Source organism: Limnohabitans sp. G3-2 (genome assembly GCF_002778275.1).
GTDB lineage: Bacteria > Pseudomonadota > Gammaproteobacteria > Burkholderiales > Burkholderiaceae_C > Limnohabitans_A.
In genome coordinates this window covers 146,343-165,222 of record NZ_NESG01000002.1, presented here as the reverse complement: position 1 = coordinate 165,222, position 18,880 = coordinate 146,343, and the positions used below count along the sequence as shown (strand labels likewise).

The following is an 18,880-nucleotide window of genomic DNA, read 5'->3' as shown; positions in this document are numbered from 1 at the left end:
ATCAATCGCTCAGCAATTCCACATAGGCTTGGTAGCTGTAATGGCGGTTCTTTTTTTGCCCAGTCTGCTCGACCACGATGCCGAGCTTTTCCAGTGTTTTGACCGCTGCATTGGCTGTAGGGAACGTGGTTCCCAGTCTTTCGCAGACTTGATCGATGGAAAAAATGGGCATCAGTGGCAAGAGTTCAAACAGACGAAGACTCGCTGGCGTGATGCGGGGCTCTTGGAGCAGTCGACGTCGGTCGGTGTTGATCAGGCTGGCCAATGCGACGATCCCACGCTCAGCGGTGTCTGCTGCGCGGGCAACACCTTCCAGGAAAAAAGCCACCCAGCCTTCCCAGTCACCATCCGTGCGGACTGCAGAAAGTCGTCGGTAGTATTCGGTTTGATGCTGCTTCAGGTAGGCGCTCACGTAGACCAAGGGCTCTGACAACAAGCCCCATTGCTCCATGAGTGCGGCAATCAGCAATCGCCCAATGCGTCCGTTGCCATCCAAAAAGGGGTGAATGGTTTCAAACTGAACGTGCACAAGCCCAATGCGCACCAGAGGCGGCAGGGTGGGCCGAGTGTCGTGAATGAAGCGTTCAAGATCGGCCAGCAGTGCGGGTACTTGCGTGGGCGGCGGGGGGACAAATACAGCTTTGCCGGGCCGTGTGCCGCCGATCCAGTTTTGAGACTGGCGCAATTCGCCCGGTTGGCGACCTGAGCCACGGGCGCCATCCATGAGCAGGCGGTGAGCTTGCCGCATCAGGCGCACGCTCATGGGCAGGCCGTTGGGGTCCCGCAATGTTTGTTCTGTCCAGCGAAAGGCACGCAGGTAATTGGTGACCTCCTCCACATCGTCTGTGTTGCTGACGACCAGCCCCGCCTCTTTGTCAAACAGGTCGACCAGTGTCGCCTGGGTCCCCTCAATCTGGGATGTGAGCAGGGCCTCTTTGCGGATGGCGCTGTAGAGTAACCAGTCGATCGAAGGTACCAAGCCTGCCACCCCTGCCAGACGGGCCAATGCCAGTTCAGCCGCGCGGTTGAGTTCGGCATAGCAAGAAGCGTCCAGTTCGGGCTCTGCAGGTGGCAGCGCATGGGGCACAAAAGCGCGCACGCTCTCGCCGAGAGTGGTTGAGGTGACGTAAGTACCGGTGACGCGCATGGCCAGATATTAAAGATTGCTTGAATACAGGTGCATCATATTAAAGACTTCTTTAATATGATGCAAGCCTGTGAAAGCGGGTTTTAATCTGAGACCCGTTTTTGTATCGGCCAACTGACCATGACCCCCATCGCCATCATCGACTTTGAAACCACGGGCATCTCGCCCAATATGGGCGACCGCGCCACCGAGGTGGCCATCGTCATGCTCGAGGGCGGGCAGGTGGTGGACCGCTACCAAAGCCTGATGAACGCCGGGGTGCGGGTGAACAGTTTCATCACCCAACTGACGGGCATCACCAACGAGATGGTGCAGGCCTCACCGCCTGCCGAGCAGGTGATGCGCGAGGCGGCCCGCTTTGTGGGCGGGCGCCCCATGGTGGCGCACAACGCGGCTTTTGACAAAAAGTTCTGGCAGGCCGAGCTGGCGCGTTGCGGAGAAGATGGCTCGCACCCTTTTGCCTGCACGGTCCTGCTGTCGCGCCGCCTGTACCCGCAAGCGCCCAACCACAAGCTGGGCACGCTGGCCGCGCTGCACCATTTGCCCGCGTCAGGCCGCGCCCACCGCGCCCTGGCCGATGCCGAGATGGCCGCGCATTTGCTGGCGCAGATGCAGCACGACCTGAAAACCCGCTACGGCTGCCAGCAGCCCGACCACGCTTTGCTCATGGGCCTGCAACGCACCAGCCGCCACATGGTGGGGCCGTATTTGAAGCAGCGGGCGCAGGGCTGAAAGTGCATTCACCCCAAACCCAGCGGCAGCGCCGTTTTGTAGCGCACCTGCTTGAGCGCAAAGCTGGAGCGGATTTTTTCCACGCCCGGAATCGGTGAGAGCTGCTCCAAGATGAAGCGCTCCAGCGCCGCCATGTCGCGCACCGCCACGCGCAGCAGGTAGTCGCTGTCGCCGGTCATCAAATAGCACTCCATCACTTCGTCGTGCCGCGCGATGTGCGCTTCAAAGTCGGCCAGGGTGGCCTTGCTTTGGGTCTTGAGGCTGATGGAGATGAACACCGTCAGGCCCAGTCCCAGCGCCGCTGCACTGGCCAGCGCCACATAGCGCTGGATCACGCCGCCCGACTCCAGCGCTTTCACGCGGGCCAGGCACGGCGAGGGCGACAGGCCAATGCGTTTGGCCAGCGTCACGTTGGACAGCGAGCCGTCGCGCTGCAGTTCGTCGAGTATCTTCAAATCCACGTTGTCCAGAACCATGTGCTGAATTCCTAATATTTACGGCATATTGTGCTTTAAATCATGGCTAAAGAGGCGTCAATACGCAGCACATGCGCCGCATGCCTCTGTAAAGTGAAGCGCATGAACGCACCCATCGAACCCCATTTGCAAGCGATGTTGAACGCCCACGACATCGACCCCGAAGAAACCGCCGAGTGGCGCGAGGCTTTGCTGGCCCTGATCGGCACCCAAGGCCCCGAGCGTGCGCGCCAGATTTTGGACGAGCTGACCGTCGTGGCGCGCCAGCAGCGCACGGGCTGGCAGCCCGAGCTGAACACGCCTTACATGAATACCATCGCCGTGGATGAACAGCCCGTGTTCCCCGGCGACTTGGCCACCGAAGAGCGCTTGGTGGCCATCATGCGTTGGAACGCGCTGGCCATGGTGGTGCGCGCCAACCAGGCCTATGGCGAGTTGGGTGGACACATCGCCAGTTACGCCAGCGTGGCCGATCTGTTCGAGACCGGCTTCCACCATTTCTTTCACGCCCGCACCGCGCAGCACCAGGGCGATTTGGTGTTCTTCCAGCCGCACAGCGCGCCCGGCGTGTACGCCCGCGCTTTTTTGGAAGGGCGCCTGAGCGAGGCGGACCTGATGCACTACCGGCAGGAGATCACCGCGCCGGGCAGCGGCGCACGCGGTTTGTCGAGTTACCCGCACCCTTGGCTGATGCCCGACTTTTGGCAGTTCCCCACAGGCTCCATGGGCCTGGGGCCGATCAGCTCGATCTACCACGCGCGCTTCATGCGCTACCTGACGCACCGCCAGCTGCAAGACTGCAGCGCCCGCAAGGTGTGGGGCGTGTTTGGCGATGGTGAGATGGACGAGCCCGAGAGCATGAGCGCGCTGACCTTGGCCGCGCGCGAAAAACTCGACAACCTGGTGTGGGTGGTCAACTGCAATTTGCAGCGCCTAGACGGCCCCGTGCGCGGCAACGGCCGCATCATCGACGAGCTGGAAAAGCTGTTTGCGGGTGCGGGCTGGAACGTGATCAAGCTGGTCTGGGGCAGCGACTGGGATGGCCTGCTGGCACGCGACACCTCGGGCGCTTTGCTGCGGGCATTTGCCAACACGGTGGACGGCCAGATGCAGACCTTTGCCGCCAAAGACGGGCGCTACAACCGCGACAACTTCTTTGGCCAGAACGAAGCGCTGGCGCGGCTGGCGCAGGGCATGACCGACGAGCAGATCGACCGGCTCAAGCGCGGGGGCCACGACATCGTCAAAATCCACGCGGCGTATGCCGCCGCCGCCGCGCACCGCGGCCAGCCCACGGTGATCTTGGCGCACACCAAAAAAGGCTTTGGCATGGGCAGCGCGGGCCAGGGCAAGATGACCACGCACAGCCAAAAAAAGTTCGACGAGCAGGACCTGATTGACTACCGCAACCGCTTTGATTTGCCGCTGAGCGATGAGCAGGCCAAGGGCTTGGCCTTTTACAAACCCGCCGACGACAGCGCCGAGATGCGCTACCTGCGCGAACACCGCGCCCGCTTGGGCGGCAGCTTGCCCAAGCGCGAGACCGTGTGCGACCGCTTGCCCGTGCCCGCTGTGAGCACCTACGGGCAGTTTGCGCTGCAGGCCGACGGCAAAGAGATGAGCACCACCATGGCCTTTGTGCGCATGCTGGGCAACCTGCTCAAAGACCGCACCTTGGGCCCGCGCATCGTGCCTATCGTGGCCGACGAGGCGCGCACCTTCGGCATGGCCAATCTGTTCAAGCAGGTGGGCATTTACAGCAGCGTGGGCCAGCGCTACGCACCCGAAGACATCGGCTCGGTGCTGAGCTACCGCGAAGCCACCGACGGCCAGATTCTGGAAGAAGGCATCAGCGAAGCGGGCGCCATCGCCAGCTGGACGGCCGCGGCCACCAGCTACAGCGTGCACGGCCTGGCCATGCTGCCTTTCTACATTTATTACTCGATGTTCGGCTTTCAGCGCGTGGGCGACGCCATCTGGGCCGCCGCCGACCAGCGGGCCCGGGGCTTTTTGCTCGGTGCCACATCGGGCCGCACCACCTTGGGCGGCGAGGGCCTGCAACACCAAGACGGCAGCAGCCACCTGGTGGCGGCCACCATCCCCAACTGCAAGGCCTACGACCCGGCGTTTGCGGGCGAGTTGGCGGTGATTGTGGACGCGGGCATGCGCGAGATGGTCGAGCAGCAAGCCGACGTGTTTTATTACGTCACCCTGATGAACGAGAACTACGCCCAGCCCGACTTGCCTGCGGGCGTGGCGGGCGATGTGTTGCGCGGGGGCTATCGCTTTGGCGTTTATGGCCCAAGCGATGCGGCGCAGCGCGTGACCTTGCTGGGTTCAGGCGCGATCTTGACCGAGGTGATCCAAGCCGCGCAGCAACTGGCCGCGCAAGGCGTGGGTGTGGAGGTGCTGAGCATCACCAGCTGGAGTGAGCTGGCGCGAGACGGCATGGCGCAAGAAGCCAGGGGAAGTGTGGGTGCCGGACATCTGGCGCAACTGCTGGCCAGCACAAAGGGCCCCGTCATCGCCGCCACCGATTACGTGCGCGCCGTGCCCGAGAGCGTTCGCGCCTTCGTCCCCGAAGGCCGCCGCTACCGCACCCTGGGCACCGACGGCTTTGGCCGCAGCGACACGCGGGCTGCGCTGCGCCACTTTTTTGCGGTGGACGCGGACAGCATCGCGCAGGCCGCGCTGCAATCTCTGCGGGGCTGAGGGGTGAGCTTGGGTGCGTGCAGGCCTCAGCCCTGCACCACTTCCCAATAAGCCTCTCGGGTTTCGGGGCTGACCGCATCGAGCGCTTGCTCGTAGCGCGTCTGGTGCTGGGCCAGCATGCGGGCCGAGGCGATGGTTTTGGATTTGCAAAACCAGTGGCAGCTGTGCTGCATCAAAAACATCTCGCCCATCATCTGGAATGAGCGCTCTTTGGGGGGCAGCCCATGCAGGTTGTTCACCGCGCGCTCAATGCCTTGCGCGTGCACCGCCAGCAGGCGGCGCATGTCGAATGTGAATCGGGGCGAGAGCTGGTCAATATAGGGCATCGCCAGCTTGAAGCCCCGCGTGGGTGGGGCGCTGAGTTTGGCAAATTCCCGCGCCAGGTTTTGGAACTCGTGGGCCAGTTGCTTTTCGGCCTGCTCTTGCAGTTCCAAGATCTGCTGTTGCCGCTCGGGGTCGGATTCACCCAGCGCCCGCATGTAGGCACTGGTCAGTTGTTCCATGCGTTTCCCTATCTGGTAGGGACGCAATTGCTCGGCCAACAGGGCGGTGCGCTGGCGCTGGCCCCGGGTGTTGAGCCAGTGGATGCCCGTGGCCAATAAAAACAGCAGACTGAGAAATTCCATAAATCCAGTGGGTCTTGGCCGAGATGGCCTTTGCGGCAAGTGTAGTGAGTTGGTGCCCTCGGTCCCAATTGGAGAGTTGACTCTAAAGTGCGGGTTTTCCCTTGCTTGTGGTCCGGCATGCTGTTCAAATTGCTGCATTGCAACAAAACCTCTCCAAGGAACACACCATGAACTTCAACGCTGACCAATTCGCCGCCACCCAAAAAGCCAACCTGTCCGCAGCTGCTGACCTGTCGCAAACCGCATTTGCCGGTTTCGAGCGTCTGGTTGAGCTGAACATGGCCGCTGGCAAAGCCGCTGTGGGCGAGTCTTTCGCCAACATGCAAGCCCTGATGGGTGCCAAGTCCCCTCAAGACCTGATGGCTGTGCAAGCCGCGTTGGTGCAGCCTGCCTTCGAAAAGTCGGTGTCTTACGGCCGTCACTTGGCTGACATCGCCAACAGCACCAGCGCCGTGTTCACCAAAGCTGCCGAAGGCAAAATGGCCGAGTCCGAGCAAGCGGTCAAAAGCTTGGTCGAAAACAGCCTGAAAAACGCACCAGCAGGTTCTGACGCTGCTGTGGCCGTGATCAAAACAGCTTTCGAAGCAGGCCAAACAGCCGCTGAGACCCTGAAAAAAGTGGCCAAGCAAGCTGCTGAGACCGCCGAGTCCAACCTCAAAGCCGCGACCGCCCAAGCCGAAGCTTCGGTGAAGTCCGCCATGTCCAAGGCCAAAGCCAAGGCCTGAGCTTCGCCGCCATGAGCCGGTCCCGAACGGGACCAGCTTTCTACAATCAGGGTGTCTTCGGGCACCCTTTTTGTTTTGGATTCCACACATGTCATCTGTCTTGGCGCAAGCCTCAGCCCCTGTTTTGCAGATCGAAGGCGGCGTGGCCACGGTCACCCTGAACCGCCCCGCCCAGCGCAACCGCCTGGAAAACGGCGACCTCAAGACCTTGCTGGCGCACTTTGAAACCATCGAGCACCACCCGGATGTGCGCGTGCTGGTGCTGACCGCCAACACGGCGGGCCAGCCCAAGCCTGTTTTTTGTGCGGGCTACGACATCGGCGGGTTTGACGAACCGGGCCATGGCGCCACTTTCTTTGAAGAAATCCCCAATACCTTGGCCCAGCTGCGCCCGGTGACTCTGTGCGCCTTGAACGGCAGCGTGTACGGCGGCGCCACCGATGTGGTGTTGGCCTGCGACCTGCGCATCGGTCTGCAAGGCATCGAGTGGCGCATGCCCGCCACGGCGCTGGGCTTGCATTACTACCCCAGTGGTTTGCAGCGTTATGTGAGTCGCTTTGGTTTGGCGGCGGCCAAACGGGCGTTTTTAACGGCGCGGCCCTTCACGGCCCAGCAACTCGATGCACTGGGCTTGTTCGAGGCCCTGGTGGGGCCAGAGGAATGGGCGCAGACGCAGCACGCCTTGTTGCAAGACATCCTGGCTTTGGCGCCCTTGGCCGTGCAAGACACCAAAAAATCATTGAACGAGATCGCGGCCGGCGCCATGGACGAAAACCGACTGCGCGAGCGCGAACACCTGAGCAGCCGCAGCGCCGACTTTGCGGAAGGGCGTGCGGCGTTTGCAGAGCGGCGTGCGCCCGTTTTTGTGGGACGTTGAGCGGGGGCCATCAAGAATCTGCATTTCGAGCCGATTCATCTCTGTCATGCATACACATTCCACTTTCCGCTGCACTCCGAAAGCCTTGGGCTGGGCCATCCTGTTGTCGGTTGGCCTGGTTTTTGGGGGGTGGGCGCAGGCAGGGCAATACCGTTTGTTGGCCGAGAAGTCCAATGCGGTGGTGGTGGCGGCGCGGGTGCAAAACGCCGAGCAGCATTGCAATCTGGAGATTTCAATCCAGGGCCAAGCCACTTTGGAGCGCGAGGTGCGCGCCCCTCACTTTGAGGCCCGCATCGACGTCACACCTCTGGATGTGGAGTCCGTCACCGTCACTTGGCGCGGCAAGTCCAAGCGCGTCAACGATGACATTGTCAATGCCTGCCCGACCCAGGGCCGCACGCAGTTTCAGGTGGTGGACGACAACGTGGCCTTGCGGGCCGCGTGGCTCAGTGGTTTTGCCGCCATGGGGCCGGCCAAGGCCGAGTGCGTGCGCACGGCGCTGCAAATGGACCGGGTACGCTACGAGTGGTTTGACGTGAATGCCCAAGAATCCAGCCCCGAGGATTGGAAAATCCAGCGGGCCATGGGGCAGTGCGATGCCTTCTTGGCGCAGAAAAAAGCGTGGGGCGAGCAAAACCCCACCAGTTTCCCGTGTGTGCTGTCGGGCGTGAAAACCCGCTGTGAGGGCTTTTACACCGTGACGGAAAACGGCAAAACCCGGCCCATCACGGCCGAAGCCGCCATTCGCCGCCAGCTGGACAATCAGCCGTGGGGCACGGGCGTGAGGGAAACCTCTGGGGCCAAAGTGGCGCGCCAAAAACAGGAGCAAGCCCTCAAGGACCAGCAATTGGCCCAAGAGCAAGCCAAGCTGAAGGCGGAGTTAGAGGCCAGAGAGCGCGAAGAGCAATTGGCCAAAGAAGCCATTGCCGCCCAAGCCCGCGAGCGCAAAGCCAAAGCCGAGGCCGACCACGCCAGGCGCTTGCAGGAATTGGAACGCCGGGAACAAGAGCGCCTGGAAAAGCGCAGCTGGTTGCTCAAGCAGCTGGAAAAACTCAAGAGCGACCCCAAGGCGGATGGGAAGTCAGATGAGAAAGCCGATGCGAAAGGTGATGCCAAGTCAGATGGCAAGTCCGAAGCCAAGCCCGAGGTGAAGGCAGAAGTGAAGTCAGAGGCCAAGCCAGAAGTGAAGGCCGAGGCCAAGGCCGAAGAAGCCAAGCCGCCGCCACCCGCTGCCCCCGAGGCCAAACCGCCAGAGCCCAAAGCCAAATAAGGGCCGCCGCGCACCAAGCGGCGCCGGCCTAAGCCGAGCCGGAATTGGAACGCCCCGCCGACCAGGCGGTGCCCATGGATGCGGCCATCACCATGGCAATGGCCAGCCCCTGAAAAAGCGTCAAGTTTTCGGCCAACACCCACCAACCGGCCAAGGCACCCACGGCCGGCTCCAGGCTGAGCAAAATGCTGAAGGTGTTTTGGGGCAAGTGCTTGAGCGCGAACATCTCGAGTGCATAAGGCACGGCACTCGACAACAGCGCCACGGCCAGACCTGCGGCCAGCCATTGCGGGTCGAGCAAGGTGCTGCCTGCGTGTGCAATGCCAATGGGGGCCACCACCAAGGCGGCGGCCAGCATGCCCAGCGGGGTGGCCATGCTGCCGTAGCGCTTGGCCACGCGGTGACCAAACACGATGTACAGCGCCCAGCAAACGCCCGCTGCCAAGGCGAAAGCCATGCCGCGCGGGTCGAGTGCCGCAGCGGCGTCTGCGCCAGGCAAAGGCAAGAGCAAGCCCAGGCCCAAAGCGGCCATGGCCACCCACAGCCAGTCACTGGCTTTTTTCGAAGTCCACACCGCCACCGCCAGCGGCCCGGTGAACTCGATGGCGATCGCCACGCCAAAGGGGATGGTTTTGATGGCGCTGTAAAACAGCAAGTTCATGATGCCCAGCGTCACGCCATACAAGCCCAGCGGCAGCGCATCGGCCCACGTCCAGCGGCGACGCCAGGGGCGAAACACCGCCATCAGCATCACGGTGGCAAAGACCAGACGGTAAGCGGTGGTGCCCTCAGGCCCCAAGGCGGGGAACAGGCTTTTGGCAAAAGAGGTGCCGATCGCCAAAGAAATCAAGCTGCTGACCAAGGCCAACATGGCCCACAAACGCAGGTTCAAACGGAGCCTCTTTCTGTGACTTCCAGCACGATGGGCTGGCCGTGCGGGGTGCGCTCGGCAGCGTCGGCCCAGGCGTGTTCCAGCGCGTGGATTTGCTCGGGGGTGCCCAGTTGGCGTGCGATCACCAATTGCTCCAGCGCGTTGAGCCAGTGGGTGTAGTACAGGCTGCCATCGTCGGCTTCGCCGCGCGTTTGGCCCGCACGGATTTCGCGCGTCAGGGCATCGGCCCACTGCGGCCAGGTGAAGACGCCTTTGTCGTGCAGCTGCAAAGTCATGGCAAAGGCGTGTGCCTGCCACGGTTCTTCAAAAACGGCACCGTTGTTGGCCGTGGGGGGCATGGGGAAGCCGTTGCCACAGGCCTTTGCCAAGTCGTTCAGGGTGGGGGTCATGCGGGCACCGTCTCCAGGACTGCTTCCAAATAAGAATCCCAGGCGTCCACGCTCACTTGGTGCCCGGCTTCGGCTTGCGGGCCCCACAGCTCGGCGGCGTCAAACACCACGGTGTAGAGGTGCTCGGCCGTGCCATCAAAAGGCGGCAGCATTTGGCTCACATGCCGGTCGGGCAACACGTGGCTGCCGTGGTGCAGCACCACGGTGCCGACGTGCCCCCGCACATAGCGCGGCAGCCGGGTGTGGCCTTGGGGGTTCAGGTTCAGGGCCCGCACGCGTTGACCTGCGGCAAAGCGTGGCGCTTGCGTGCTGGGCCGGTTGGCCGGGCTGCCTTTGGCCAGCGCCGCGTCGACCTCAGCGGCTTTGAGCACCCGCACGCCAGGCAAGGGCGGCGTGAGGGCTTGGCCTTGGGCCAGTTCCTCGGCGGTGATCAGGCCGCGCTCGATCAACAGCTTTTGCAGGGCCTGGGTCCAGATGGCGTAGTAAGGGCCTCGCACATAGTCCAGAGGGGGCAGGGATTCGCGGGCCGAGCGGGCCAGGTCGATGTTCCACAGGCCACTGGCGCCCATGGCCACGGTCACGCCCAGCGCCCGGCGCTCCCACGCGCCATGAAACAGCGGCTCGTTGGCCTCGATCTGAACCGGGCCGTAGCCTTGCAGGCCACCCATGTCGTGCACGCCGTTCATGGGGCCACCTGGGGTGTCAAGGGGGGATTCAAGGGCAGACCGGTGCCAATCATGGCGTCGCGGGTGACCAGCTGGGCCAGTTGTTCTTCGCTCCAGCCCTCGGTGCCTGCGGGGCGCTCAGGCAGCACCAGGTAACGCACTTCGGCGGTGGAGTCCCACACGCGGATGTTTTGCCCTTCGGGCAAGGTGACGCCGAAATCGGCCAGCACGGCACGCGGCTCGATCACGGCGCGCGAGCGGTAGGCGGCGCTTTTGTACCAAACCGGGGGCAGGCCCAACACGGGCCAGGGGTAGCAGCTGCACAGGGTGCAGACCACCATGTTGTGCGTGTCGGGGGTGTTGGGCACAGCCACCATGTGCTCGCCTTGGCGACCGGTGAAGTCCATCGAGGCGATGGCGGCGGTGGCGTCTCGCAGAAGCCAGTCCCGAAAAGTCGGGTCAGCCCAAGCGCGTGCCACCACTTTGGCGCCGTTGTGGGGCCCGACATGCACCTCGTAGGTCTCGATGATGCGGTCCACGGCGGCGGGGTCCAGATACCCTTTCTGTGTCAGCAAGGTTTCCAGCGCCCGCACACGCAGGTCCATTTCGCCCAAAGTGCTGTGCGCATGGTCGTGGTGGTGGTGCTCAGGGTCATGAGCAGGGTGCACGGCTGAATCGTCGGGGTGCATGGCGTGTCCTGATGGGGTGGTTCAAGGCCTGCGGGCCCAGGTTTTGAGCGTGGGGTCGCGGCCTGTTGTGGGCGTCAACCTCACTGGAAAAGGGCTTTCAAAAGAGATCATAGCGCCGCATACAATGGCGGCTTCGTTCGCGTGGCACAGAGTTTGTGCGCCGATAAGTCCAGATTTATCCCCCTTTGTGGAGTTTTCATGTTCATTTCTTCCGCTTTTGCCCAAACTGCTCCTGCCGCTGCTGCGGGTGGCGACATGCAGTCCACCCTGATGAGCATGCTGCCTTTGTTGCTGATGTTTGCGGTGTTGTACTTCGTGATGATTCGTCCCCAGATGAAAAAGCAGAAAGAGCACCGCGCCATGATCGACGCCTTGGCCAAGGGCGACGAAGTCGTGACTGCCGGCGGTTTCTTGGGCAAAGTCAGCAAGTTGGGTGAGGCCTATGTCGGCGTGGAATTGGCCACGGGTGTGGAAGTGCAAATGCAGCGCAGCGCTGTGGTGCAAGTGTTGCCCAAAGGCACCATCAAGTAAGTTGTCGCTTCTTCACCCTGTACGTCACCCTGCACGCGAGTCACTATGAACCGTTACCCGGTATGGAAGTACGCGATCCTCGTGATCGCCATGTTGCTGGGGGTGGTTTACACCCTGCCCAACTTTTTTGGTGAAGCCCCTGCGGTGCAGGTGTCTTCGAGCAAGGCGACCATCAAGGTGGACACTTCGACACTGCAAAAGGTCGAGGACGCACTCAAAACCGCTGCGGTGACTGCCCAAACGGTATCGCTGGAGGGCGGCTCGATCCGGGCCCGCTTTCAAAGCACCGACGAGCAGCTGAAAGCCAAAGATGCCATCCAGAAGGCGCTGACGCCCGAAGGTGCAGACCCACAGTTTGTGGTGGCACTCAATTTGGTGTCGCGTTCACCGGCTTGGTTGACCGCATTGCACGCCTCGCCCATGTATTTGGGTTTGGACCTGCGCGGTGGCGTGCACTTCATGCTGCAAGTGGACATGCAAGCGGCGTTGACGCAAAAGGTGGAGTCCATCACGGGTGACCTGCGCAGCTTGCTGCGCGAGAAAGATGTGCGCCATGGCGGCATCAGCCGCAATGGCCAAAGCATCGAGATTCGTCTGCGCGATGCCAAACAGCTCGAAGCCGCCAAACGCGTGTTGTCTGAGCAGTTTGCCGACTTGCAATCGCAAGAAGCCGCCGATGGCAGCGAGTTCCGCCTGACCGCCAGCATCAAACCCGAAGCCGCACGCAAAGTGCAAGAGCAGGCTTTGAAGCAAAACATCACCACGCTGCACAACCGGATCAACGAGCTGGGCGTGGCCGAGCCGGTGATCCAGCAGCAGGGTCTGGACCGCATCGTGGTGCAGTTGCCCGGCGTGCAGGACACGGCCAAGGCCAAAGACATTTTGGGCCGCACCGCCACCCTGGAAGTGCGCATGGTCGACGAGAGCACCGAAGCGCGTGCCGCAGAGCAAGCGGGCGGCATCGTGCCTTTTGGCGCTGAGCGTTATTTGGAGCGCGATGGCCGCCCCTTGATCGTCAAGAAACAGGTGGTGCTCACGGGCGACAACCTGACCGACGCCCAGCCGGGTTTTGACGGCCAGACGCAGGAGCCCGTGGTCAACCTGACGCTCGACGCCAAGGGCGCCCGCATCTTCAAGGATGTGACGCGCGACAACGTGGGCAAGCGCATGGCCATCATCTTGTTCGAAAAGGGCAAGGGCGAAGTCGTGACCGCCCCCGTGATCCGCGCCGAAATTGGCGGGGGACGCGTGCAGATTTCGGGCCGCATGACCACGGCCGAGGCCAACGACACCGCGCTGCTGCTGCGTGCGGGCTCGCTGGCCGCGCCGATGGAGATCATCGAAGAGCGCACCATCGGCCCGAGCCTGGGTGCGGAGAACATTGCCAAAGGTTTCAACAGCGTGACCTGGGGTTTCCTGGTGATCGTGGCCTTCATGGCCATTTACTACGCTGTGTTCGGTTTGTTCTCCGGCATCGCGCTGGGCGTGAACCTGTTGTTCTTGGTGGCGATTTTGTCGATGCTGCAGGCCACCCTGACGCTGCCCGGCATGGCCGCGATGGCGCTGGCGCTGGGCATGGCGATTGACTCGAACGTGCTGATCAACGAGCGTGTGCGTGAAGAGCTGCGCAACGGGGTCAGCCCACAGGCGGCGATCCACGCCGGCTACGACCGCGCTTGGGCCACGATTTTTGACTCCAACATCACGACGCTGATCGCGGGCGTGGCCTTGCTGGCTTTTGGCTCCGGCCCGGTGCGCGGCTTTGCTGTGGTGCACTGCATCGGTATTTTGACCAGCATGTTCTCGGCGGTCTTCTTCTCGCGTGGGCTGGTCAACCTCTGGTACGGCGGCAAGAAAAAACTCAAATCGGTATCGATCGGCACGGTGTGGCGGCCTGAGGCTGGCACTGCGGTGAAAGCCGACTAAGGGGAAAAGACCATGGAATTGTTCAAAATCAGAAAAGACATTCCGTTCATGAAGCACGCGTTGGTCTTCAACGTGATTTCCTTCGTGACGTTTGCTTTGGCGGTCTTTTTCCTGTTCAGCCGTGGCCTGCACCTGTCGGTGGAGTTCACGGGCGGCACCTTGATGGAGGTGAGCTACAGCCAGCCCGCCGACCTGCAAAAGGTGCGCGGCACGGTCGCCACCTTGGGCTTTTCAGAAGTGCAGGTGCAAAACTTTGGCTCTGCGCGCGACGTGATGATCCGATTGCCCGCGCAAAAAGGCGTGAGCTCGGCCCAGCAAAGCGAGAAAGTCTTGTCGGCGCTCAAAGCGGGTGACCCCGATGTCACGCTGCGCCGCACCGAGTTTGTGGGCCCGCAAGTGGGTGACGAGCTGGCGGAAGATGGCCTCAAAGCATTGGCCTTTGTGGTGGTCGGCATCATGGTTTATTTGGCGATCCGCTTTGAGTGGAAGTTCGCCGTCTCGGCCATCATCGCCAACTTGCACGACGTGATCATCATCTTGGGCTTCTTTGCCTATTTCCAGTGGGAGTTTTCACTCGCGGTGCTGGCCGCGGTGCTGGCCGTGCTGGGTTACTCGGTCAACGAGTCGGTGGTGATTTTTGACCGAATCCGCGAGAACTTCCGCCGCTACCGCAAGATGAACACCGTCGAGATCATCGACAACGCGATCACGTCCACCATCAGCCGCACCATCATCACCCACGGCTCGACCCAGATCATGGTCTTGTCCATGCTGCTGTTCGGTGGCGAGACCCTGCACTACTTCGCCATGGCGCTGACCATCGGCATTTTGTTTGGCATTTACTCGTCGGTCTTCGTGGCGGCGGCCATTGCCATGTGGTTGGGCTTGCAACGCGAAGACCTGATCAAACCGCTCAAGAAAGACATCGATCCGAACGACGAGAATTCGGGCGCGGTCGTCTGAGCGACCTGGATACAAAAAAGGGCCACGTGTGGCCCTTTTTTGCGTTTGATGCCACCCTCTTTGCGGCAGGCCGCCCCTGCGGCCGAATGGTGGTGCTCCACGCTTGTTTGATCGCGAGCAGGGGCTTGCTCCCACAAAACAGGGGCAGGCACCAGGCTCAGATGTTGTGGGAGGCTGCCCCTGCAGCCGAAGAGTGGTTCGGTGTTGGTGCGGGAAGGGGCGTGAGCGCTGCGCTTGCATTCGCGAGCAGGGGCTCGCTCCCACAGCAGCAGTGGGGGTGCATGTCCGGACTGAGGCCTGCTGCCTATGCGCAAACCAGCCGCTGAAACAGCCCTCCGGGCAGGCGCGCCACTTGACCCAGCAATTCCAGCTCCAGCAATTGGGCTTGCAGCCCGGCTGTGGGCAGTCCGCAGCGCGCTTGCAGAGCGTCCAGACTCACCGGGTCATGGCCGAGCGCGCTCAGCAAGGCGTCTTCTGGCAGCTCTTCGGTGGTCGGCGTGAGCGCCAGCGGTGCCTGCGTCACACGGCCGGGCCCCTGCAACTCCTCCAGAACGTCTTGCGCCGACTCGACCAGCTTGGCGCCTTGCTTGATGAGCAGGTGACAGCCCTTGGACTGGGTGGCATGGATCGAGCCGGGGATGGCCATGACGTCGCGGCCTTGCTCCAAGGCTTGTTTGGCCGTGATGAGCGAGCCCGACTGCAAAGCCGCTTCGACCACCAAGGTGGCTTGCGACAAACCCGATATCAAGCGGTTGCGGCGCGGAAAGTTGGGCGCCAGGGGCGGTGTGCCCAAGGGGTATTCGCTCAGGAGCACCCCCTGCTGGGCAATCTGGCGCGCCAGATCGCGGTGCTGGCGGGGATAGACCCGGTCCAGGCCTGTGCCCACCACGGCGATGGTGGGCAGCGCCCCGCCCCATCCGGGGGCCGCCGCCCCCAGCAGGGCCCCTTCATGGGCGGCACCGTCAACACCCAGCGCCAAACCCGAGACGATGGTCAGACCGCTCGCGGCCAAGCTGCGTGCGAATTCGCGGGCATTGAGGAGGCCTTGGGGTGTGGGGTTGCGGCTGCCCACCATGGCCACGCTTTGCCCGACGTCCAGCTGGCGCAGCGCGCCGACTTGCCCCAAGGCATAGAGCATCAGCGGCGGGTCTGGAATTTCCAGCAAGGCGGCGGGGTAGTCGGGGTCACCCAAAGTGATCAGGGCGCGGGCCATGCCCGGCTCGGTGGACGCCTGCAGCCAGCGCCAAGTGTCCTCGCTCAATTCGCGCCAGCCTGCCGGGGCTTCACACAGCGCTTGGGCTTGCAGGGCCGAGACGACTTGGCCCAAGGCGCTTTCGGTTTGCGCAAAGATGGCGCTGGGTTGCCCCCAGGCGGCCAGCAAGCGACGCGCTGTTTCGGGCCCCACGCCGGGGCTCAGTGCCAGGCGCAACCAAGCCGCCACCTCTTCGGATGTGTTCACCATCGCTGTCTCCCTGTGCAGCCTTTGAGGCTGTCTGTGGCCGCATTGTGGGCCAAACGGGAGGCCTTGCCTAGCGCTGGCGTGCGTGCAAAAAATTCAGGCCGTGGCCTTAAGGTGCAAGGGCCGCACGCCGCTTGACGAACCATCCAAAGACGAAATGGTTGGCCAAAGCCACGCCCCAGCAGATGAAGCCTGTCCACAGGGTGTGACTGGGGAAGTGGGCGCCTCTGAGTGTCTGGGTCAGGCCCAGCAAGAAACCCATGCCCAATACAAGGCCCAAAATGCGCAGCCCCGTTTTGCGTTGGGCTGTCGCATCGGACACCAGCCAAGGCAATGCCACTGCAAGAAAGGCGAATGCTGACGACACATGACCGCCGGGGAAGCACCGGCCCGAGCCCCCATCGGCCAAGCCCCAAAGCCAGTGAGAGACATGGGCCGCCGGGCCGCCGAAGGCTTGCAACTCCCAGGGGCAGCTGGTCAGACTGAAGCTTTTGAGGGTGCTGATGGTGATCAGGCTCAGCGTGATGCCCACCACGATTTCCGAACGTTGCCAGCGCGTCAATTGGCGGAGCAGGCTTTGCGGCCACCAGACCATGACCATCAGGCCCAGATACACCACGATCGCCAATTGTTTGGCGCGCGTGTGCAAAACGGTTTCCAGCCACCAGTTGTCACGAAGTTTGAAGCCTTGGCTGTCGGCAATGACCTGCATCAGGCCCATGTCGAGACCCGAAGCATCCCAAGCGAACAAGCCCATCAGCGTGACCCAAGTGATCAGCCCTAAACGGCGGGTTGGCGACAAATCGCTGGGCGGGGCATACCGGGGTGCTGGGCTCATGAAAGAAAAATCAATTGGACAAAAGGGTCGGGTGTTGGGGCCAGCGCTGCCAAGTGGGTGGCAAGCCACAGCGCGGCGTCAACGCAACAGTGCTGACTGTAAGCGTGTTTGATCACCTCTTCTCAGACGGGTTGAAGTCCGCATTTGCGCGGGGCTTCAGCGCCTGCTCATCTGCCCTGTCTAGAATCGAGCCCATTTGCATCTCGAGGCACCCACGTCATGAACCTTCTTACACCGCGCACAGCCTGGCACCCCACGCGCTTGCTGGCGGTCCTGGTTGTGTGGCTGGCGACGGTCGGCAATTTGCCATTTTGGATGGCGATCTGGCAATTGCCCGAAACCCAGGGCATGCGTGCGCTGAGCACCATGGGCAGCTTGTGGCTGATCTTGTTGGCTTTGCTGGGTTGGTTCCTGAGTTTATGGGTCTGGCCCCGGTGGCTCAAGCCTGCAGGTTTGGCGATGCTGGTCACGGTGACGTCCAGCAGCTACTTCATGCTGACCTACGGTGTGGTCATCGATTCCAGCATGCTGGCCAATGTGGTCCAAACCGATGTGCGTGAAGTGCGCGATTTGCTCTCGTGGCCGATGTTGGCGGCGCTCATGCTGGGGGTGGTTTTGCCGGGGGTGTGGCTTTGGCGTCAACCCATCCGCTCGGTGCCCGCCCGGTCATTGATCGGCCGGCAACTGGGTGTGGGCTTGGTGGCATTTTTGGTGGCCTTGGGTGTGTTTTGGATGTCGTTCCAAGACATTGCTTCCCTCACCCGCAGCCACAAGCAACTGCGCTACATGATCAACCCGTTCAACAGCCTGTACGCGGTGACCTTGTTGACGGTGGGCCAAGCCGCGCAAGCCACCAAGCCTTTGCGGGCCATCGGCGAAGACGCCAAATTGCTCAAGGTGCCGACCAGCGAGGCCACCGCGCCCTTGGTGGTTTTGATTTTGGGTGAGACCGCCCGCGCCGCCAATTTTGGCCTGGGCGGCTACGCCAGAGACACCACGCCGCAGCTGCGCCAACTGCAGGCGCAGGGTGACTTGGTCTATTTCTCGGACGTCAAGTCGTGCGGCACCAGCACCCAGGCCTCGGTGCCATGCATGTTTTCACATCTGGGCAAAACAGCTTACGAGAGCAGCAAAGACCGCTACGAGAGCGTGTTGGATGTGCTGCAGCGTGCCGGCATGGCGGTGCTGTGGCTGGACAACCAGTCGGGCTGCAAAGGGGTGTGCGACCGGGTGCCGAATGTGGTCACCACGGCGCTGAAGGTGCCTGAGTATTGCGCCAGCGGCGAATGCCTCGACGAGGTCATGCTGCACGAGTTGCCCAAGCAACTGGCGGCCTTGGACCCTGCCAAACGGGCCCAAGGCACGGTGGTGGTGATGCACCAGATGGGCAGCCACGGCCCGGCGTATTACAAGCGCTCGCCCAAGGGGATGAAGACCTTCCAGCCCGAATGCAGCAGCCATGCCCTGCAAAATTGCCCACCCGAGCAGATCGTCAATGCGTACGACAACTCGATCGTCTACACCGACCACTTCATTGCCAAAACGGTGAAGTGGCTGCAAACCCAGTCGCGCCCCACCGCGCTCATCTACCTGTCCGATCATGGGGAGTCCTTGGGCGAGAAGGGCCTGTACCTGCATGGCATGCCCTACAGCTTGGCCCCCAAAGAGCAGACCCATGTGCCCATGCTGGTGTGGTTGTCCAAACCTCTGCAAAGGGAACGCCATTGGGGCATGAATTGCTTGCAAGCGCAAAGTGCCAAGCCCCTGTCGCACGACCACCTCTTTCACTCGCTGCTGGGCTTGGCGCAGGTCAGCACCCAGCTGACCAAGCCGGCGTTGAACCTCTTTTCGGCCTGTGCTGACGGGCGCTGAAGCTCAACCCAGAGCCTGTGCGCCCGGCTGGCGGCAGGCGCTTGAGAAATTGGGGACAATACGGCTCTGAATTCATCTTTGTTTTGACGCC

At 62.2% G+C, this 18,880-nt stretch carries 18 protein-coding genes; 9 read left to right on the top strand and 9 right to left on the bottom strand.

Annotation, left to right across the window (positions count from 1 at the left end):
* Window position 1: 1 nt before the first annotated feature.
* Window positions 2-1,147: a Fic family protein gene (locus tag B9Z31_RS02925; RefSeq protein WP_100118070.1), complete on the bottom strand. Its 1,146-nt coding sequence runs from the start codon at window positions 1,145-1,147 to the stop codon at window positions 2-4.
* 120 nt (window positions 1,148-1,267) lie between these two features.
* Between B9Z31_RS02925 and B9Z31_RS02920 the strand changes: the two genes are divergently transcribed.
* The gene (locus B9Z31_RS02920; protein ID WP_199174420.1) at window positions 1,268-1,879 is read left to right on the top strand and encodes a PolC-type DNA polymerase III; all 612 of its coding nucleotides are present in this window, start codon (window positions 1,268-1,270) and stop codon (window positions 1,877-1,879) included.
* Between the two features lie 8 nt (window positions 1,880-1,887).
* Here B9Z31_RS02920 and B9Z31_RS02915 read toward each other — a convergent pair whose 3' ends face one another.
* Window positions 1,888-2,355 carry an Lrp/AsnC family transcriptional regulator gene (locus tag B9Z31_RS02915; RefSeq protein ID WP_100118068.1) on the bottom strand — a complete coding sequence of 156 codons (468 nt, stop codon included), beginning with the start codon at window positions 2,353-2,355 and terminating at the stop codon, window positions 1,888-1,890.
* Window positions 2,356-2,457: 102 nt separating this feature from the next.
* Here B9Z31_RS02915 and mdeB point away from each other — a divergent pair, with 102 nt between their 5' ends.
* A complete protein-coding gene (gene mdeB / locus B9Z31_RS02910; RefSeq protein WP_100118067.1) occupies window positions 2,458-5,067 on the top strand; it encodes an alpha-ketoglutarate dehydrogenase in 2,610 nt (869 codons plus the stop codon).
* Between the two features lie 26 nt (window positions 5,068-5,093).
* Here mdeB and B9Z31_RS02905 read toward each other — a convergent pair whose 3' ends face one another.
* Window positions 5,094-5,693 carry a hypothetical protein gene (locus B9Z31_RS02905; RefSeq protein ID WP_100118066.1) on the bottom strand — a complete coding sequence of 200 codons (600 nt, stop codon included), beginning with the start codon at window positions 5,691-5,693 and terminating at the stop codon, window positions 5,094-5,096.
* A gap of 167 nt (window positions 5,694-5,860) precedes the next feature.
* Between B9Z31_RS02905 and phaP the strand changes: the two genes are divergently transcribed.
* The 3 genes from phaP (at window position 5,861) to B9Z31_RS02890 (ending at window position 8,565) form a co-directional block, all read left to right on the top strand.
* Window positions 5,861-6,418 carry a TIGR01841 family phasin gene (phaP, locus tag B9Z31_RS02900; protein WP_100118334.1) on the top strand — a complete coding sequence of 186 codons (558 nt, stop codon included), beginning with the start codon at window positions 5,861-5,863 and terminating at the stop codon, window positions 6,416-6,418.
* Window positions 6,419-6,506: 88 nt separating this feature from the next.
* Entirely contained in the window at window positions 6,507-7,295 is a 789-nt protein-coding gene (locus B9Z31_RS02895) for an enoyl-CoA hydratase/isomerase family protein (protein ID WP_100118065.1), read from the top strand.
* Window positions 7,296-7,341: 46 nt separating this feature from the next.
* Entirely contained in the window at window positions 7,342-8,565 is a 1,224-nt protein-coding gene (locus B9Z31_RS02890; protein ID WP_143473806.1) for a hypothetical protein, read from the top strand.
* A gap of 28 nt (window positions 8,566-8,593) precedes the next feature.
* On the opposite strand, the gene B9Z31_RS02885 is transcribed toward B9Z31_RS02890, so the two are convergent.
* The 4 genes from B9Z31_RS02885 to nthA are packed head-to-tail and all read right to left on the bottom strand — an operon-like array spanning window position 8,594 to window position 11,200.
* Window positions 8,594-9,436 carry a DMT family transporter gene (locus B9Z31_RS02885; RefSeq protein ID WP_100118063.1) on the bottom strand — a complete coding sequence of 281 codons (843 nt, stop codon included), beginning with the start codon at window positions 9,434-9,436 and terminating at the stop codon, window positions 8,594-8,596.
* 17 nt (window positions 9,437-9,453) lie between these two features.
* Window positions 9,454-9,846: a nitrile hydratase accessory protein gene (locus B9Z31_RS02880; protein ID WP_233200671.1), complete on the bottom strand. Its 393-nt coding sequence runs from the start codon at window positions 9,844-9,846 to the stop codon at window positions 9,454-9,456.
* Window positions 9,843-10,532: a nitrile hydratase subunit beta gene (gene nthB / locus B9Z31_RS02875; RefSeq protein WP_100118062.1), complete on the bottom strand. Its 690-nt coding sequence runs from the start codon at window positions 10,530-10,532 to the stop codon at window positions 9,843-9,845. The genes B9Z31_RS02880 and nthB overlap by 4 nt, the downstream gene beginning before the upstream one ends.
* Entirely contained in the window at window positions 10,529-11,200 is a 672-nt protein-coding gene (gene nthA / locus B9Z31_RS02870) for a nitrile hydratase subunit alpha (protein WP_100118061.1), read from the bottom strand. The genes nthB and nthA overlap by 4 nt, the downstream gene beginning before the upstream one ends.
* Before the next feature lie 198 nt (window positions 11,201-11,398).
* On the opposite strand from nthA, the gene yajC reads away from it, so the two are divergent.
* Genes yajC through secF form a run of 3 tightly spaced genes read left to right on the top strand, consistent with a single transcriptional unit; the run spans window position 11,399 to window position 14,620 of the window.
* A complete protein-coding gene (gene yajC / locus B9Z31_RS02865) occupies window positions 11,399-11,731 on the top strand; it encodes a preprotein translocase subunit YajC (protein WP_100118060.1) in 333 nt (110 codons plus the stop codon).
* Window positions 11,732-11,776: 45 nt separating this feature from the next.
* Entirely contained in the window at window positions 11,777-13,657 is a 1,881-nt protein-coding gene (secD, locus tag B9Z31_RS02860) for a protein translocase subunit SecD (protein WP_100118059.1), read from the top strand.
* A gap of 12 nt (window positions 13,658-13,669) precedes the next feature.
* Window positions 13,670-14,620: a protein translocase subunit SecF gene (gene secF, locus B9Z31_RS02855; protein ID WP_100118058.1), complete on the top strand. Its 951-nt coding sequence runs from the start codon at window positions 13,670-13,672 to the stop codon at window positions 14,618-14,620.
* Between the two features lie 304 nt (window positions 14,621-14,924).
* Here secF and dprA read toward each other — a convergent pair whose 3' ends face one another.
* Both dprA and B9Z31_RS02840 read right to left on the bottom strand, forming a co-directional pair.
* Window positions 14,925-16,082, bottom strand: coding sequence for a DNA-processing protein DprA (gene dprA / locus B9Z31_RS02845; protein ID WP_100118056.1), 1,158 nt, complete (start codon window positions 16,080-16,082; stop codon window positions 14,925-14,927).
* Between the two features lie 106 nt (window positions 16,083-16,188).
* On the bottom strand, window positions 16,189-16,917 hold the full coding sequence (locus B9Z31_RS02840) for a phosphatase PAP2 family protein (RefSeq protein ID WP_100118055.1): 729 nt from the start codon (window positions 16,915-16,917) through the stop codon (window positions 16,189-16,191).
* Between the two features lie 219 nt (window positions 16,918-17,136).
* Between B9Z31_RS02840 and B9Z31_RS02835 the strand changes: the two genes are divergently transcribed.
* On the top strand, window positions 17,137-18,789 hold the full coding sequence (locus B9Z31_RS02835) for a phosphoethanolamine transferase (RefSeq protein WP_233200669.1): 1,653 nt from the start codon (window positions 17,137-17,139) through the stop codon (window positions 18,787-18,789).
* Window positions 18,790-18,880 lie beyond the last annotated feature (91 nt).

Bases quoted from the DNA above. Each gene is read 5' to 3' on its own strand.
- B9Z31_RS02915 (WP_100118068.1), bottom strand. From the start codon at position 2,355: ATGGTTCTGGACAACGTGGATTTGAAGATACTCGACGAACTGCAGCGC.
- B9Z31_RS02890 (WP_143473806.1), top strand. From the start codon at position 7,342: ATGCATACACATTCCACTTTCCGCTGCACTCCGAAAGCCTTGGGCTGG.
- nthB (WP_100118062.1), bottom strand. From the start codon at position 10,532: ATGAACGGCGTGCACGACATGGGTGGCCTGCAAGGCTACGGCCCGGTT.
- dprA (WP_100118056.1), bottom strand. From the start codon at position 16,082: ATGGTGAACACATCCGAAGAGGTGGCGGCTTGGTTGCGCCTGGCACTG.
- phaP (WP_100118334.1), top strand. From the start codon at position 5,861: ATGAACTTCAACGCTGACCAATTCGCCGCCACCCAAAAAGCCAACCTG.
- B9Z31_RS02840 (WP_100118055.1), bottom strand. From the start codon at position 16,917: ATGAGCCCAGCACCCCGGTATGCCCCGCCCAGCGATTTGTCGCCAACC.
- secD (WP_100118059.1), top strand. From the start codon at position 11,777: ATGAACCGTTACCCGGTATGGAAGTACGCGATCCTCGTGATCGCCATG.
- secF (WP_100118058.1), top strand. From the start codon at position 13,670: ATGGAATTGTTCAAAATCAGAAAAGACATTCCGTTCATGAAGCACGCG.
- nthA (WP_100118061.1), bottom strand. From the start codon at position 11,200: ATGCACCCCGACGATTCAGCCGTGCACCCTGCTCATGACCCTGAGCAC.
- B9Z31_RS02880 (WP_233200671.1), bottom strand. From the start codon at position 9,846: ATGACCCCCACCCTGAACGACTTGGCAAAGGCCTGTGGCAACGGCTTC.
- B9Z31_RS02905 (WP_100118066.1), bottom strand. From the start codon at position 5,693: ATGGAATTTCTCAGTCTGCTGTTTTTATTGGCCACGGGCATCCACTGG.
- B9Z31_RS02925 (WP_100118070.1), bottom strand. From the start codon at position 1,147: ATGCGCGTCACCGGTACTTACGTCACCTCAACCACTCTCGGCGAGAGC.
- B9Z31_RS02835 (WP_233200669.1), top strand. From the start codon at position 17,137: ATGAACCTTCTTACACCGCGCACAGCCTGGCACCCCACGCGCTTGCTG.
- B9Z31_RS02920 (WP_199174420.1), top strand. From the start codon at position 1,268: ATGACCCCCATCGCCATCATCGACTTTGAAACCACGGGCATCTCGCCC.
- mdeB (WP_100118067.1), top strand. From the start codon at position 2,458: ATGAACGCACCCATCGAACCCCATTTGCAAGCGATGTTGAACGCCCAC.
- yajC (WP_100118060.1), top strand. From the start codon at position 11,399: ATGTTCATTTCTTCCGCTTTTGCCCAAACTGCTCCTGCCGCTGCTGCG.
- B9Z31_RS02895 (WP_100118065.1), top strand. From the start codon at position 6,507: ATGTCATCTGTCTTGGCGCAAGCCTCAGCCCCTGTTTTGCAGATCGAA.
- B9Z31_RS02885 (WP_100118063.1), bottom strand. From the start codon at position 9,436: ATGTTGGCCTTGGTCAGCAGCTTGATTTCTTTGGCGATCGGCACCTCT.